Source organism: Brevundimonas sp. UBA7506, assembly GCF_002479495.1.
Classification (GTDB): Bacteria; Pseudomonadota; Alphaproteobacteria; order Caulobacterales; family Caulobacteraceae; genus Brevundimonas.
Window position 1 is genome coordinate 382,969 of sequence record NZ_DLNQ01000015.1, and the last position, 12,829, is coordinate 395,797.

13 protein-coding genes are annotated in these 12,829 nt (G+C 69.3%); 9 read left to right on the forward strand and 4 right to left on the reverse strand.

Translation table 11 applies throughout. From position 1 onward, the window contains the following. Positions 1-103: 103 nt before the first annotated feature. Entirely contained in the window at positions 104-547 is a 444-nt protein-coding gene (locus B3K53_RS14430) for a surface-adhesin E family protein (protein ID WP_292085203.1), read from the reverse strand. Between the two features lie 102 nt (positions 548-649). Here B3K53_RS14430 and B3K53_RS14435 point away from each other — a divergent pair, with 102 nt between their 5' ends. Further along, on the forward strand, positions 650-1,528 hold the full coding sequence (locus tag B3K53_RS14435) for an alpha/beta fold hydrolase (protein WP_292085204.1): 879 nt from the start codon (positions 650-652) through the stop codon (positions 1,526-1,528). 4 nt (positions 1,529-1,532) lie between these two features. Here the strand turns inward: B3K53_RS14435 and B3K53_RS14440 are convergent, their stop codons facing one another. Next, positions 1,533-3,035, reverse strand: coding sequence for a S41 family peptidase (locus B3K53_RS14440; RefSeq protein WP_292085206.1), 1,503 nt, complete (start codon positions 3,033-3,035; stop codon positions 1,533-1,535). Between the two features lie 86 nt (positions 3,036-3,121). Beyond that, positions 3,122-4,996, reverse strand: coding sequence for a DNA helicase RecQ (recQ, locus tag B3K53_RS14445; protein WP_292085207.1), 1,875 nt, complete (start codon positions 4,994-4,996; stop codon positions 3,122-3,124). Positions 4,997-5,076: 80 nt separating this feature from the next. On the opposite strand from recQ, the gene B3K53_RS14450 reads away from it, so the two are divergent. From B3K53_RS14450 to B3K53_RS14485, 8 genes are all read left to right on the forward strand, one after another. Further along, complete coding sequence (locus B3K53_RS14450) at positions 5,077-5,976, forward strand: class I SAM-dependent methyltransferase (RefSeq protein WP_292085208.1); 900 nt, start codon at positions 5,077-5,079, stop codon at positions 5,974-5,976. Next, positions 5,977-6,714, forward strand: a complete 738-nt coding sequence (locus B3K53_RS14455) for a pseudouridine synthase (protein WP_292085209.1) — start codon at positions 5,977-5,979, stop codon at positions 6,712-6,714. It begins immediately after the preceding gene. A gap of 198 nt (positions 6,715-6,912) precedes the next feature. Beyond that, positions 6,913-7,551, forward strand: coding sequence for a phosphoribosylanthranilate isomerase (locus tag B3K53_RS14460; protein ID WP_292085679.1), 639 nt, complete (start codon positions 6,913-6,915; stop codon positions 7,549-7,551). A 32-nt stretch (positions 7,552-7,583) separates the two neighbouring features. Then, positions 7,584-8,798 carry a tryptophan synthase subunit beta gene (trpB, locus tag B3K53_RS14465; RefSeq protein ID WP_292085211.1) on the forward strand — a complete coding sequence of 405 codons (1,215 nt, stop codon included), beginning with the start codon at positions 7,584-7,586 and terminating at the stop codon, positions 8,796-8,798. Positions 8,799-8,800: 2 nt separating this feature from the next. Further along, positions 8,801-9,283, forward strand: coding sequence for a hypothetical protein (locus B3K53_RS14470; RefSeq protein ID WP_292085213.1), 483 nt, complete (start codon positions 8,801-8,803; stop codon positions 9,281-9,283). Next, positions 9,280-10,122, forward strand: coding sequence for a tryptophan synthase subunit alpha (gene trpA, locus B3K53_RS14475; RefSeq protein WP_292085215.1), 843 nt, complete (start codon positions 9,280-9,282; stop codon positions 10,120-10,122). The genes B3K53_RS14470 and trpA overlap by 4 nt, the downstream gene beginning before the upstream one ends. 10 nt (positions 10,123-10,132) lie before the next feature. Further along, a complete protein-coding gene (locus B3K53_RS14480; protein WP_292085216.1) occupies positions 10,133-11,023 on the forward strand; it encodes an acetyl-CoA carboxylase carboxyltransferase subunit beta in 891 nt (296 codons plus the stop codon). A gap of 9 nt (positions 11,024-11,032) precedes the next feature. Further along, positions 11,033-12,319, forward strand: a complete 1,287-nt coding sequence (locus tag B3K53_RS14485; RefSeq protein ID WP_292085217.1) for a bifunctional folylpolyglutamate synthase/dihydrofolate synthase — start codon at positions 11,033-11,035, stop codon at positions 12,317-12,319. A gap of 175 nt (positions 12,320-12,494) precedes the next feature. Here the strand turns inward: B3K53_RS14485 and trxA are convergent, their stop codons facing one another. Then, positions 12,495-12,827 carry a thioredoxin gene (gene trxA, locus B3K53_RS14490; RefSeq protein ID WP_292085218.1) on the reverse strand — a complete coding sequence of 111 codons (333 nt, stop codon included), beginning with the start codon at positions 12,825-12,827 and terminating at the stop codon, positions 12,495-12,497. Between the last annotated feature and the right edge of the window lie 2 nt (positions 12,828-12,829).

The window sequence follows — 12,829 nt, forward strand, 5'->3', positions numbered from 1 at the left end:
GCCCAAGCCCGCCGCCGCCTGAAACCTTCCAGGCGCTGAAAATGAAACGGCCGCCCCATCGATGGGGCGGCCGTTTTGCTGTGTGGCGATGATGTGCGCTCGGCTACTGGCCGCGCCCGCTGTCGATATAGGCCTTGATGGAGCTTGCGTTGGGGCCGTCCGCGCGGGCGCCCTCGCAGACGATGGGCTGGATATAGGCGCTCAGGCTGGTGGGGCGAATGTCGTCCCAGGCGGGGTCGGCCTCGGGATAGCGCTCGACTTCGGCGCCGTCGGGTCCGTACTCGATTTCGGCCAGGATGCGCGCCTGCTTGGCGGCGCAACGGATCTCGTATTCATCGATCTTGTGGCTGTAGTCCCCGGCGGGAGACTGCAGCGAGACGCGGGCCACGCGGATGCTGGACGCGTCGCCGACCGTGGCGATTCCCCCGACATCGGCGAGATAGACCAGTCGGGCGTTGCGCGAAAAGGCGTTCCATTCTTCGGCGGACGCTGCGCCCGCAGATACGGCGGCGGCGGCGAGAATGGCGGTCAATAGGATGGGCTTCATCGGATCCTCCCCAGGATGAGACGATTTCACACCCGAAACGGCGAAAATTCAACTAGCTCCCTCTGCCGACTCTTCGCCGTGATCCAAGGCTAGGTTTTTCTGATGACGCGCTTTCTTTTGAGTCTTCTGGTCCTGTTGTGGAGCCCTGCGTTGGCTCTGGCGGCGGCTCCCGGCGCTTTCCAGTCCGACCGGATCGTGGTCGAGACGCGCGGTTCCGGTCCGGACGTCATCCTGATCCCTGGCCTGGCTTCGACATCGGCTGTCTGGACGCGCACGGCCAGCGCTCTGGAGGGGCGATACCGGGTCCATCTGGTGACGGTGCGCGGTTTCGGCGACGTGCCGGCCCTGGCCAATGATGCGGGTCTGATCGGCGCTCCGGCTGCAGCCGAGATTCGGCGCTACATCGCCGAGCGGGAACTGACCCGGCCTGCCGTGATCGGTCACTCGATGGGCGGCCAGATCGCCCTGCGGGTCGCCGCCGACGCCGGGCCGCGGGTGGGCCGGGTCATGGTGGTGGACGCCTCGCCCTTTTTCCCGTCGCTGATCAGCGCGGGCGCCACGACGGGGGATGTCGAGCCTCTGGCGCGGCTGGCCTATCAGGGCCTGCTGCTGTTCGGCGACGAAGCGTTGAAGACCCAGGCCCAGGGCATGGGGGCGGATATGGGCGGCGCGGCGGACAGTCTGTTCGGCACGCTCGGCTGGCAGGGCGGCGACCGACGCACCCTGGCGCAGGGCCTGTACGAGGTGATGACGGTGGACCTGCGTTCGCGCCTGCCTTCCATCACCGCCCCCGTCACCGTCGTCTATGGCTGGAGCGCCGACGACCGCAGCCCGCGCAGCCACATCGACGGCCTGTTCCGCGCCGGTTATCGCAGCCTGCCGCGCCCGGCCGCCTTCGAGCGGATCGAAGGGGCCGAGCACATGGTCATGATCGACCAGCCGCGCCGTTTCCAGGCGGCGGTCGAACGCTTCCTGCGCTGAGGCTTCAGTCCGGCTGCAGCCGGCGGATGGAGGCCAGCAGGGCCGCGTCGTCGCTCATGTCGCCTGCGATGACATACTGGGGGCGTTGCGGCTCGTTGTTGCCGCGCGCGCGGCCGCGATAGACCTTCATCGGCACGGCGATCTGGGCCAGGCCGCTGGGCAGGGCGGGTTCGCGGATTTCCATGTAGACGGTGTCGGCCGAGGTCTCGCGCCCGACCTGGAGGGCGCCTGCGGTCTTCCACAGATCCACGGCGTCGAGGCAGGCGGAGCCGCAGCTGGAATCGGTCAGGACATAGACCCGGCCGGCCATCAGCTGCGGCGCGGGCGGCGGCGGGGCGGCGTCGGCCGGCTTCTCGTCATTGGCGCTGCGCCAGTAGACCTGACCGGCGGCCTGGGCCGCCTTCATGCCGTTGATGGCGTCTTCGGCCCAGGTGATCAGCTCCGGCTGGCCGTTCGTGGCGTGCAGCTTGTCCAGGAAGGCGGAGATTTCGGCGATATTGCCGTCTGAGGCGCGCCATTCGACGGCCTCGATCTCCGGTTCGGGGTGGGCGGCCATCCAGGCGTCGCCCCAAAGGACCTCGGCCATCAGCTGGCTCCAGTGCGAGGAGCCGCCGCCGTTGCCGCGCAGGTCCAGCACGACGTAAGGGGCCAGCCGCAGGGCGTCCTGCTTGGCCTTCATGTCGGCGATCAGGGCGGTCAGCTCGGCATGGGTTTCGCTGGACGGATCGCCGTTGAACGAAGGCGTCGAGATCCAGAAGCCGCCGTCGTCGAAATGCTTCAGGCCGAAGTCGGTCGCGGCGCGCTGGGCCAGCCTGGCGCGACGGGCGTAGATGTCCTCGGGCGTGGCGCGCCAGTTCAGGGCGTAGGTCTTGGTCGCGCCGTTGCTTTCGAAGCGGCACTGGCGCATCTCTCCGATCCACGGGTTCTGCGCGCTGAGGAACTGCCAGTCGCCGTAAAGGGTGCGTTGGGCTTCCAGGAACCAGCGGCCCCGGAACTGACCGATGCGCTGCTCGGCCAGGGCCTCGGCGGCCACGCCGTCGCAGTCGATCAGTCGGGCGCCGAGGGGCGGCGTCGCGGCGTCGGCGGGTTCGCGGTCGGCCACCACCTGATCGACGCCGCGATAGATAGTCAGGAAGCCGGGCCAGCGGGTGGGGAAGCCGTAGTTCGGCTGGGTGATGTTGATGCCGACATGGCCGTCTTCGAAGCTGGCGACATAGGCGCGCAACGCCCACCACCAGCCGCCTGCGTCGGTGGTGGTCCTGGCCCGCTCCAGCGCGACGGTCAGGCCTTCCTCCAGCCGAGGTTTGAAGGCCGGGTTGAGCGGATCGTGCACGCCCGGGTGGCTGTCGATCATGATGTCGTGCAGGCCGGTCGCGTCCTGCGTCAGGGTCGCGGACCAGTCGCGCGGCTGGTCCATCGGCTTGGGCGCGTCGGCCGGAGCCTCCTGCGCCTGAGCCGCGCTCGCCAGTGCCAGACAGGCTGCGCCCGTCGCCAGAAACCGCTTCATGTTACGCTTCCCCCTACCGGTGTCAGCCGAAGGGGTGGCAGGGCGAAGCTGGCCGCGCCAGTTAAGCTTTGGTCATGGAAGGGCGATCAGTCCGCCGCGCGCAGGGCCTCGAGCACGCCCTTGCCGTAGCGTTCGAGCTTGCCCGCCCCGACGCCGGAAATGCGGCCGAGCGCGTCGAGGTTGCGCGGTTCGCTGAGGGCGATCTCGACCAGGGTCTTGTCCTGGAAGATGACATAGGGCGGGACGTGCTGCTCGGCGGCGCGGTCGCGGCGCCAGGCGCGCAGGACCTCGAAGCGGGCGCGCACGTCCGTGTCCAGCGCCTCGGCGGCCAGGTTGCGGCCGGCGTTGCGACGCGGACGTTCGGCCTCGACCACGCGGACCGGCGCCTTGCGCACCTGAACGGGGCGCTCGCCGCGATAGACGGCGCGGACGGCCTCGGGATCGCCCAGTTGGATGATGGGCTTGCCTTCGTTCGGGTCTTCGACCAGCAGGCCCTCGAACAGCAGGTGGTCGATGACGTCGCGCCACGCCGTCAGCGACAGGTCGGCGCCGATGCCCCAGGTGGACAGGTTCGCCTCCCACGGCTGGACGTCTTTCGTCTTGCCCAGCAGGTGATCGACCACGCGGGTCCGGCCGAAGCGTTCGCCGAGGCGTTGCACCGCCGCCAGAGCCTTTTGCGCCGGGACCACGGCGTCGAACGTCGCCGGCGGGTCGCCGCAGATGTCGCAGACGCCGCACGGTTGCGCGTCTGTCTCGCCGAAGTAGCGACGCACGGCCTGGGGGCGGCAGACGGCGCCGTCCAGCATGGCGAACAGCTGGCGGACCTTGCGGGTCTGGACCTGCTTGACCTCCTCGGCCATCGGCCGGCCTTCGAGGCGGCGCAGGGACCAGGCGATGTCGGAGGGGCCGTAGAGGGTGATGCCCTCGGCCGGTTCGCCGTCGCGTCCGGCGCGCCCGATTTCCTGCCAGTAGGCTTCGAGGCTGCCGGGCGGATCGGCGTGGATAACGAAGCGGACGTCCGGTTTATCGACGCCCATGCCGAAGGCGATGGTGGCGACCATGACGGCGCCGTCCTCGGCCAGGAAGCGCTCCAGCCGCCGGTCGCGGTCCTTGGCGTCGAAGCCGGCGTGATAGGCGATGGCGTTGGTCCCGGCGTCGCGCAGGGTTTGCGCCACGCGCTCGCAGCCGTCGCGGCTGCCGCAATAGACCACGCCCGACTTGCCGCGCCGCTCGCGCACCAGTTCGACCACGGCGGCGTCGGTGCGGGCACGCGACCCGTTGATCTTGCGCTCGGCGGATAGTTGCAGGTTCGGGCGGGCGAAGCTGTCGACGAAGACGCGGGCTTCACCCAGTCGCAGCGAGGCCAGGATGTCGTCGCGGGTGCGGGCGTCGGCGGTCGCTGTCACGGCGATGCGCGGGACGCCGGGAAAGATCTCGGCCAGGCGGCCCAGCGAGCGATAGTCGGGGCGGAAGTCGTGGCCCCACTGGCTGACGCAGTGGGCCTCGTCGATGGCGATCAGGCTGAGGTCGATCTCGGACAGACGTTCCAGCATGGAGCCGGCGGCCAGGCCTTCGGGCGAGACGTAGAGCAGGTCCAGTTCACCCGAGCGGGCGGCGCGCCAGATGGCGGAGCGCTCCTCCATCGGCACGCCGGAATCGAGGCGAGCGGCGGCGACGCCCTGCTGCTTCAGGGCCTCGACCTGATCGGTCATCAGGGCGATCAGAGGCGACACCACCAGACCGACGCCGGGGCGAAGGATGGCGGGGATCTGATAGCAGACGCTCTTGCCGCCGCCGGTCGGCAGGACGGCCATGACGTCGCGCCCGGCCAGAACCTCGGCCACGACCTGGGCTTGCAGGCCGCGAAAATCGGCATGGCCCCAGACCCGGCCCAGCACCTCGCGCGCGGCGCCCAGGTCGAGCTGAGCGGGCGAAGCGGAACGGATGGGGTCTGCAAGCATCGGCGGGTTGTGCCTGATCCGTTCGGGGGTGTCACGGCTCGCCCTTCGCGAAAGGGCGGGAAAAGGGTATGGGGCGCGCCATGACCACGATCCTTTATGGCCGCCCGCCGGCGGTGTTCGACGTTCCGACCGGCGCGGTGCAGACCTCGCCCCTGATCCCCGGCGCGACGGCGCTGGAAGACCTCGCCCCCGGTTCGGTGGACGAGGCCATGATCTACGCCCCGCCGGGCGTGGTGGAGCGGCGCTACACCCTGGCTCTGGCGCTGCGGGCGCTGAAGGTCGGCGGACGCCTGGACGTCATGGCGCCCAAGGACAAGGGCGGCTCGCGTCTGGGCAAGGAGCTGAAGGGTTTCGGCCTTGAGGTCGGGGAGACGGCCAAGGCCCACCATCGTCGCTGCGTCGTCATCCGTCCCGAAACCATTGAGGGTCTGGACCCGGCCATCGCTGCGGGCGCACTGCAGCAGGTCGAGGGTCTGGACGCCTGGTCGCAGCCGGGCGTCTTCGCCTGGGATCGGGTCGATCCGGGCACGGCCATGCTGGCCGGGGTCATGCCGCCGCTGAAGGGGGCGGGCGCGGACCTGGGCTGCGGCTTCGGGGCCTTGTCGCTGGTGGCGCTGCGCTCGCCGACGGTGACCTCCTTGCGTCTGATCGACCTCGACCGGCGCGCTGTGGCGGCGGCGAAGAAGAATATCGAGGACCCGCGCGCGAGCTTCGAATGGGCCGACGTGCGCACCCTGCCGACGGCGGGCGAGCTGAACTTCATCGTCAGCAATCCGCCCTTCCATGACGGCGGGACCGAGGACCGGCGTCTGGGCCAGAACTTCATCCGTCAGGCGGCGGCACTGCTGAAGACCGGCGGCGTGGCCTGGCTGGTCGCCAACAGGCACCTGCCCTACGAGGCCGAGCTGAACGCCGCCTTCAAGCGGGTGCGGATGGTCGCCGATCAGGGCGGCTACAAGATCTTCGAGGCGGTGAAGTAGGTGGCGGGCAAGGTTCCTACCTCGCGGGTGGACAAGCTGCTGGGGTCGATGGGCTACGGCTCGCGGGCCGAAATGGCGCGGATGGGCAAGGCGGGCGGCATCGTGCTGGACGGCGCCGATCTGACCGATGTGTCCAAGCGCATCGCGGTGACGCCCGATCTGCCGAGCCGGATGGAGATCGACGGCGAGCCGCTGGACCCGGTGGCCGGTCTGGTCATGCTGTTGAACAAGCCGCTGGGCATGACCTGTTCACGCAAGGAAGACGGGGCGCTGGTCTATGACATCCTGCCGGATCGGTGGAAGCGTCGCGACCCGGCCATCTCGACCATTGGGCGGCTGGACAAGCAGACCTCAGGCCTGCTGCTGCTGACCGACGACGGCGACCTGCTGCATCGGGTGATCTCGCCCAAGCGACACGTGGCCAAGGTCTATCGCGCCACCCTGGCGCGGCCGCTGACCGGGACCGAGGGCGCGCTGTTCGCCTCGGGCGACCTGGTGCTGGAGGGCGAGGACAAGCCGTTGTCGCCGGCCATTCTGGACGTGGTGTCGCCGACCGAGGCTCTGCTGACCGTGACCGAGGGACGCTATCATCAGGTGCGCCGCATGTTCGCCGCCGCCGGCAACCACGTCGAGGCCCTGCACCGCGAGCGGTTGGGCGGACTGGTTTTGCCGGAGGATCTGGGGCCGGGCGAGTGGCGGTTGCTGAGCCCGGAAGAGATCGAGCTGATCTTCGCCTGAACATGCTCTCCCTCGCCGTCATCCCGGACAAGGCTCGCTGGCGAGCCGCAGATCCGGGACCCAGGCGGCGGGTCTATCCGCTGAGGTCGAACCCGTATCTGGCGTCTGGGTCCCGGATAGCGGCTGCGCCGCTTCCGGGATGACGAAGAGGAGCGGGAGGTGCTTGACCTCTTCGCCTCCCTCGCGCACCTCCATCCCATGACCTTGGCCAAGATTTGCGGACTGACGACGCCCGAGACGCTGGACGCAGCCCTGCACGGCGGCGCGGCCTTCGTCGGGGCGGTGGTGTTCGAAAAAAGCCCGCGCCACATTCCGCCGCTGCACGCCGCGACCCTGTTCGACCGGGCGAGGAAGCGGGCCAAGATCGTGGCGGTGCTGGTCGATCCCGACGACGCCCTGCTGACCGAGGTGGGGCTGATCCTGCGGCCTGACCTGATTCAGCTGCATGGTCATGAGACGCCGCAGCGCGCCGCCGAGGTGCGGCGGCTGACGGGGGCAGGCATCATCAAGGCCCTGCCGATCCGCAGCGAGGCCGACTTCGCGTCCGTGTCCGACTGGGCCGATATGGCCGACCATCTGCTGTTCGACGCCAAGCCGCCCGAGGGCTCCAGTCTGCCGGGCGGCGTGGGGGCCTCGTTCGACTGGTCGCTGATGCAGAACCGGGCCCTGCCGGCACACTGGTTCCTCGCAGGCGGCCTCGACCCGCAAAATGTCACCGAGGCGGTGCGGATTTCGGGGGCACCCTTGGTCGATGTCTCCTCTGGCGTCGAAAGCGCGCCCGGTGTTAAGGACCCTGACCTGATCCACGCCTTCCTCAAGGCCGTATCCCGGTCCTGATTTCGTCGCCTTCCCGCGAAAGACTGCCGCTCGTGAACGCAATCCTCCCCAATTCCTACGCCTGGCCTGACGTCGAGGGCCGTTTCGGTCCCTATGGCGGCCGCTTCGTGCCCGAGACCCTGATGCCGCTGATTCACGAGTTGAATGCGGCCTATGAGGCGGCCAAGGCCGACCCCAGCTTCCAGGCTGAGCTGGACGGCTTTCTGGAACACTATGTCGGTCGCGCCAGCCCGCTCTATTTCGCCGAGCGTCTGACCGATCACTTCGGGGGGGCCAAGATCTGGCTGAAGCGCGAGGACCTGAATCACACCGGCGCGCACAAGATCAACAACTGCATGGGCCAGATCCTGCTGGCGCGGCGCATGGGCAAGACGCGGATCATCGCCGAGACCGGCGCCGGTCAGCACGGCGTGGCCTCGGCCACCGTTTGCGCCCGCTTCGGCCTGCCCTGCACCGTCTACATGGGCGCGGTGGACGTCGAACGTCAGCAGCCCAACGTCTTCCGCATGAAGCTGCTGGGGGCCGAGGTCGAGGCCGTCACGGCGGGGGCGGCGACGCTGAAGGACGCCATGAACGAGGCGATGCGTGACTGGGTCACCAACGTCGAGGACACCTACTACATCATCGGTACGGCGGCGGGCCCGGCCCCCTATCCGGCCATGGTGCGCGACTTCCAGTCGGTCATCGGCAAGGAGATCAAGCGGCAGTCGCTGGAGCGCATCGGCCGCCTGCCCGACGCGGTGGTCGCCTGCATCGGCGGCGGCTCCAACGCCATCGGCGCCATGCACCCCTTCATCGAGGACGAGGGCGTGCGCCTGATCGGCGTCGAGGCGGCGGGCCACGGTCTGGACACCCCCGAACACGCCGCCAGCCTGAAGGGCGGCCGCCCCGGCGTGCTGCACGGCAACCGCACCTATCTGCTGCAGGACGCCGACGGGCAGATCCTTGAGGGTCATTCCATCTCGGCCGGTCTCGACTATCCGGGCATCGGGCCGGAGCACGCTTGGCTCAACGATCTTGGCCGCGGCGAATACCTTTCGGCCACCGACGACGAGGCGCTGGAGGCCTTCCAACTGCTGTCGAAACTGGAAGGCATCATCCCCGCGCTGGAGCCCTCGCACGCCCTCGCGCGCATCGGCGAAGTCGCCAGGGAGATCGGCAAGGGCGGCGACGTCGTGCTGGTCCTGTCGGGCCGGGGCGACAAGGATATTTTCACCGTAGCCAAGCATCTGGGCGTGGAGCTTTGAGCATGAAGACCCTTCTGATCGCGGCCCTGGTCGCCGCTGTTTCTCCGACCTTGACGATGGCCAAGACGCAGGCGGCGTCCGCCGCACCGGCTCCGGTTCAGGCCGCCGCCACCGGACCGCAAGGCGTGCCCGCGACCGACACCCCGCTGCTCGGAGCCGCCAAGGCCGCGCCCGACTGCGGCAACCTGCATGGACTGAACGGTCGCGCCTTCTGCGTCACCGCGCCCCTGGCTGGCGTCGGCGCCCTGGCCGAAGCCTATATCGCTCATTTCGAGAGCCAGGGCTGGTTGGCGGCGGGCGGCGACGACAACCGCGTGGTCCTGATCAAGCGCAAGGACGGCGGCGTCTGCGACGGCCTGCAGATGGTGGCCTTTTATGACACCTCGGGGCCTGCCGCGCCGGAATCGCCGGGCTATCTCGGCTTCGCCACCATCCCTGGCAATGTCTGCGCCGGTCAGCCCGCCGCCGGAACGACGCCCCAGTGACGACGGCTCGCATTGACGCCCGTTTCGCCAAGCTGAAGGCCGAGGGCCGGGCCGGTTTCATTCCCTACGTCATGACCGGCGATCCCAGCCGGGATGAGGCGCTGGAGATCCTGCGCGGCCTGCCCGCCGCCGGGGCCGACCTGATCGAACTGGGTCTGGCCTTTTCCGATCCGATGGCCGAGGGGCCGCCGATCCAGCGCGCGGCCCTGCGCGGGCTGGCGGCGGGGATGACCCTGCGCGGCACGCTGGATCTGGTGGCCGATTTCCGGGCGGGCGACGACGCCACGCCGGTCATCCTGATGGGCTATCTGAACCCGGTCGAGAGCTATGGCTATGAGGCCTTCGCCGCTGACGCCGCAGCGGCGGGCGTGGACGGTCTGATCGTGGTCGATTGCCCGCCGGAAGAGGCCGGGCCTCTGGCTGCGGCGCTGGACGGCCAACAAGTGTCGCTGATCCGTCTGGCCACGCCGACCTCAGACGACGACCGGCTGAAGGTCATCGCGCACGGGACCTCGGGCTTTGTCTATTACGTCTCGGTCGCGGGCGTGACCGGGGTGAAGGAGGCGCAGGCCGCGTCCGTCGCCCCCGCCGTCGAACGGGTCCGCAAGGCCGCGAACCTCCCCGTCGCCGTCGGCTTCGGCGTCAAGACGCCCGAGCGCGCCGCCGAAATCGCCCGCGTGGCCGATGCGGTGGTGGCGGGGTCCGTCTTCGTCGATGAAGTGGCCGCCGCTTTGGCGGCGAACGAACCGGCCGTCCCCCGCGTTCTGGCCAAGGTGAAGGCCCTGGCGGACGCGGTGAAAACCGCCAGAACTAGTGCTTCCGTCGCGGAAACCGTCTAAAGGCGCGCTCATGGTCGACAAGAATCCTGAGAACAAGCCGCGTGGCGGCTGGCTGTCCCGCTTCGCTCCCGGCGTCCGCAAGATCGTCAGCCGGCGCGACACGCCCGACAATCTGTGGGTCAAGGACCCGGACAGCGGCGAGATGCTGTTCCGCACAGACCTGGAGGCGGCCCTGTGGGTCACGCCGTCGGGCCGTCACATGCGGATCAATGCGCCGACGCGCCTGAAGGCCACTTTCGATGACGGCGTATTCGAGAGCATCGACACCCCGGACGTGCCGGAAGACCCGCTGAAGTTCTCGGACGGCAAGCCCTATCGCGATCGCCTGAACGCGGCGCGCAAGGCGGCGGGCCGCAAGGACACCATGGCGATCGGCTTCGGCAAGATCGACGGCGTGGCCGCGGTCGTCATCGTTCAGGACTTCACCTTCATGGGCGGGTCGCTGGGCATGGCGGCGGGCGAGGCCTTCGTCGCCGCCGCCCGTGAGGCCGTGAAGCGCGGCGTGCCCTTCGTCTGCTTCACCGCCGCCGGCGGCGCGCGGATGCAGGAAGGCGCTCTCAGCCTGATGCAGATGGCGCGCACGACCCTGGCCGTGCAGGAAGTGAAGGCGGCGCAGCTGCCTTACGTCGTGGTCCTGACCGACCCGACCACGGGGGGCGTGACCGCCTCCTACGCCATGTTGGGCGACGTCCACCTGGCCGAGCCGGGCGCCCTGATCGGCTTCGCCGGTCCGCGCGTGATCGAGACCACCATCCGCGAGAAACTGCCGCCGGGCTTCCAGCGCGCCGAGTATCTTCAGGGCAAGGGCATGGTCGACAAGGTCGTGGCGCGCGGCGATCTGCCGACGACGCTCGGCCAGATCATGTCCATGCTGATGGGCGGCAAGCGCAAGGCGGCCTAAGGGCGCCTGATGGACCCGATCTCGGAACGTCTTCGCGCCCGCCATCCCCAGCGCATCGACCTGTCGCTGGACCGGATGCGGGCGCTGTGCGCGGCGCTGGGCGACCCGCAGGATCGGTTGCCGCCGGTGGTCCATGTCGCCGGCACCAACGGCAAGGGCTCGACGGTCTCCCTGATCCGGGCCATCGCCGAGGCGGCGGGCCTGCGGGTCCATGCCTACACCTCGCCGCATCTGGTGCGCTTCAACGAGCGCATCCGGCTGGCCGGGACCCTGATCAGCGACGATCAGCTGAACGCCGTGCTGGACCGCATCGAGGCGGCCATGGCCGAGACCGGGGGCGAGGCCACCGTGTTCGAAAGCACGACCGCCGCGGCCTTCCTGGCCATGAGCGAGACCCCCGCCGACCTGGCCATCATCGAGGTGGGCCTGGGCGGATCGCTGGACGCCACCAATGTCATCGACCGGCCTCTGCTGAGCGTCATCACCCCCGTCGATCTGGATCACGCCGAGTTCCTGGGCGACAGGATCGAAGGCGTCGCCGCGGAGAAGGCGGGCATCCTGAAGGCCGGGGCGCGGGGCGTGATCGCCCGTCAGTCCGAGGCCGTCATGGCCGTGATCGAGCGACGCGCGGCCGAGGTTCATTCGCCGCTGACCGTCATGGGCGTGGATTTCGACGCCTGGGCCGAGCGCGGCGGGCTGGTCTATCAGGATCAGGAACGCTTCCTCGACCTGCCGGCCCCGGCGCTGAGCGGGCCGCACCAGTTCGACAACGCGGGCGTGGCCGTGGCCGCCGCCCTGGAGCTGGACCTGCCCGAAGCCGCCATCGCCGAGGGGCTGAAATCCGTGCGCTGGCCCGCGCGGATGCAGCGGCTGACCGTGGGACCCTATGCCGAGAAGGCGCAAGCGGCGGACGCTGAGCTGTGGCTGGACGGCGGACATAATCCTCACGCCGGAAGGGCCCTGGCCCGGACCCTGGCCGAGCGTCAGGCGCGGGCGCCGCGGCCCACCGCCCTGATCGTGGCCATGCTGGCCAACAAGGACGCGGGCGGGTTCTTCGAGGCGCTGAAAGGGATCGACGCCCAAGTCTTCACTATCGGCTTCGACGGCGCGGCGGCGGACCCGGCGTCCTTGGCCGCCGTGGCGCAGGGGCGCGGCTTCGGCGCCCTGCCGACGACCTCGGTGGACGAGGCTCTGGAACGCGCCCTGGCGCTCGGCGCGGGCCGCATCGTCATCTGCGGATCGCTCTATCTGGCGGGCGAGGTTCTGGGCGCCAGTCCCGAGACCTGGCCGGTCTAGCCCTCTCCCTCCCCTTCATGGGGAGGGTGGTCGCGAAGCGACCGGGTGGGGAGGGCCAGGCTGCCCATCCCCACATCCCAGACAAGCAAAAGGCGGCGGGCTTATCGCCGCGCCGCCCCCACCCGGCTTCGCCTGACGGCTCAGCCACCCTCCCCATGAAGGGGAGGGAGATTTCTTAGTCCGCCTTGACGCCGGCTTCGGCCAGCCATTCGACGATCTTGCCCTTGGGCATGGCGCCCACCTTCATGGAAGCCAGTTGGCCGTCCTTGAACAGCATCAGGGTCGGGATGCCCTTCACGCCCATCTTGGAGGGGGTCATGGGGCTGTCGTCAATGTTGACCTTGGCGATCGTCACCTGACCGGCCAGTTCGTCGGCGATCTGTTCCAGCGCCGGGCCGATCTGCTTGCAGGGGCCGCACCACTCGGCCCAGAAGTCCACCAGGACGGGGGTCGAGGACTTCAGGACGTCGGCGTCGAAGCTTTCGTCGGTGACTTTCACGGTCGCCATGA

What these genes read in the sequence shown, in the direction of transcription:
- B3K53_RS14430 (WP_292085203.1), bottom strand. Translation starts at nt 547, where the DNA reads ATGAAGCCCATCCTATTGACCGCCATTCTCGCCGCCGCCGCCGTATCT.
- B3K53_RS14435 (WP_292085204.1), top strand. Translation starts at nt 650, where the DNA reads ATGACGCGCTTTCTTTTGAGTCTTCTGGTCCTGTTGTGGAGCCCTGCG.
- B3K53_RS14440 (WP_292085206.1), bottom strand. Translation starts at nt 3,035, where the DNA reads ATGAAGCGGTTTCTGGCGACGGGCGCAGCCTGTCTGGCACTGGCGAGC.
- recQ (WP_292085207.1), bottom strand. Translation starts at nt 4,996, where the DNA reads ATGCTTGCAGACCCCATCCGTTCCGCTTCGCCCGCTCAGCTCGACCTG.
- B3K53_RS14450 (WP_292085208.1), top strand. Translation starts at nt 5,077, where the DNA reads ATGACCACGATCCTTTATGGCCGCCCGCCGGCGGTGTTCGACGTTCCG.
- B3K53_RS14460 (WP_292085679.1), top strand. Translation starts at nt 6,913, where the DNA reads ATGACCTTGGCCAAGATTTGCGGACTGACGACGCCCGAGACGCTGGAC.
- B3K53_RS14470 (WP_292085213.1), top strand. Translation starts at nt 8,801, where the DNA reads ATGAAGACCCTTCTGATCGCGGCCCTGGTCGCCGCTGTTTCTCCGACC.
- B3K53_RS14480 (WP_292085216.1), top strand. Translation starts at nt 10,133, where the DNA reads ATGGTCGACAAGAATCCTGAGAACAAGCCGCGTGGCGGCTGGCTGTCC.
- B3K53_RS14485 (WP_292085217.1), top strand. Translation starts at nt 11,033, where the DNA reads ATGGACCCGATCTCGGAACGTCTTCGCGCCCGCCATCCCCAGCGCATC.
- trxA (WP_292085218.1), bottom strand. Translation starts at nt 12,827, where the DNA reads ATGGCGACCGTGAAAGTCACCGACGAAAGCTTCGACGCCGACGTCCTG.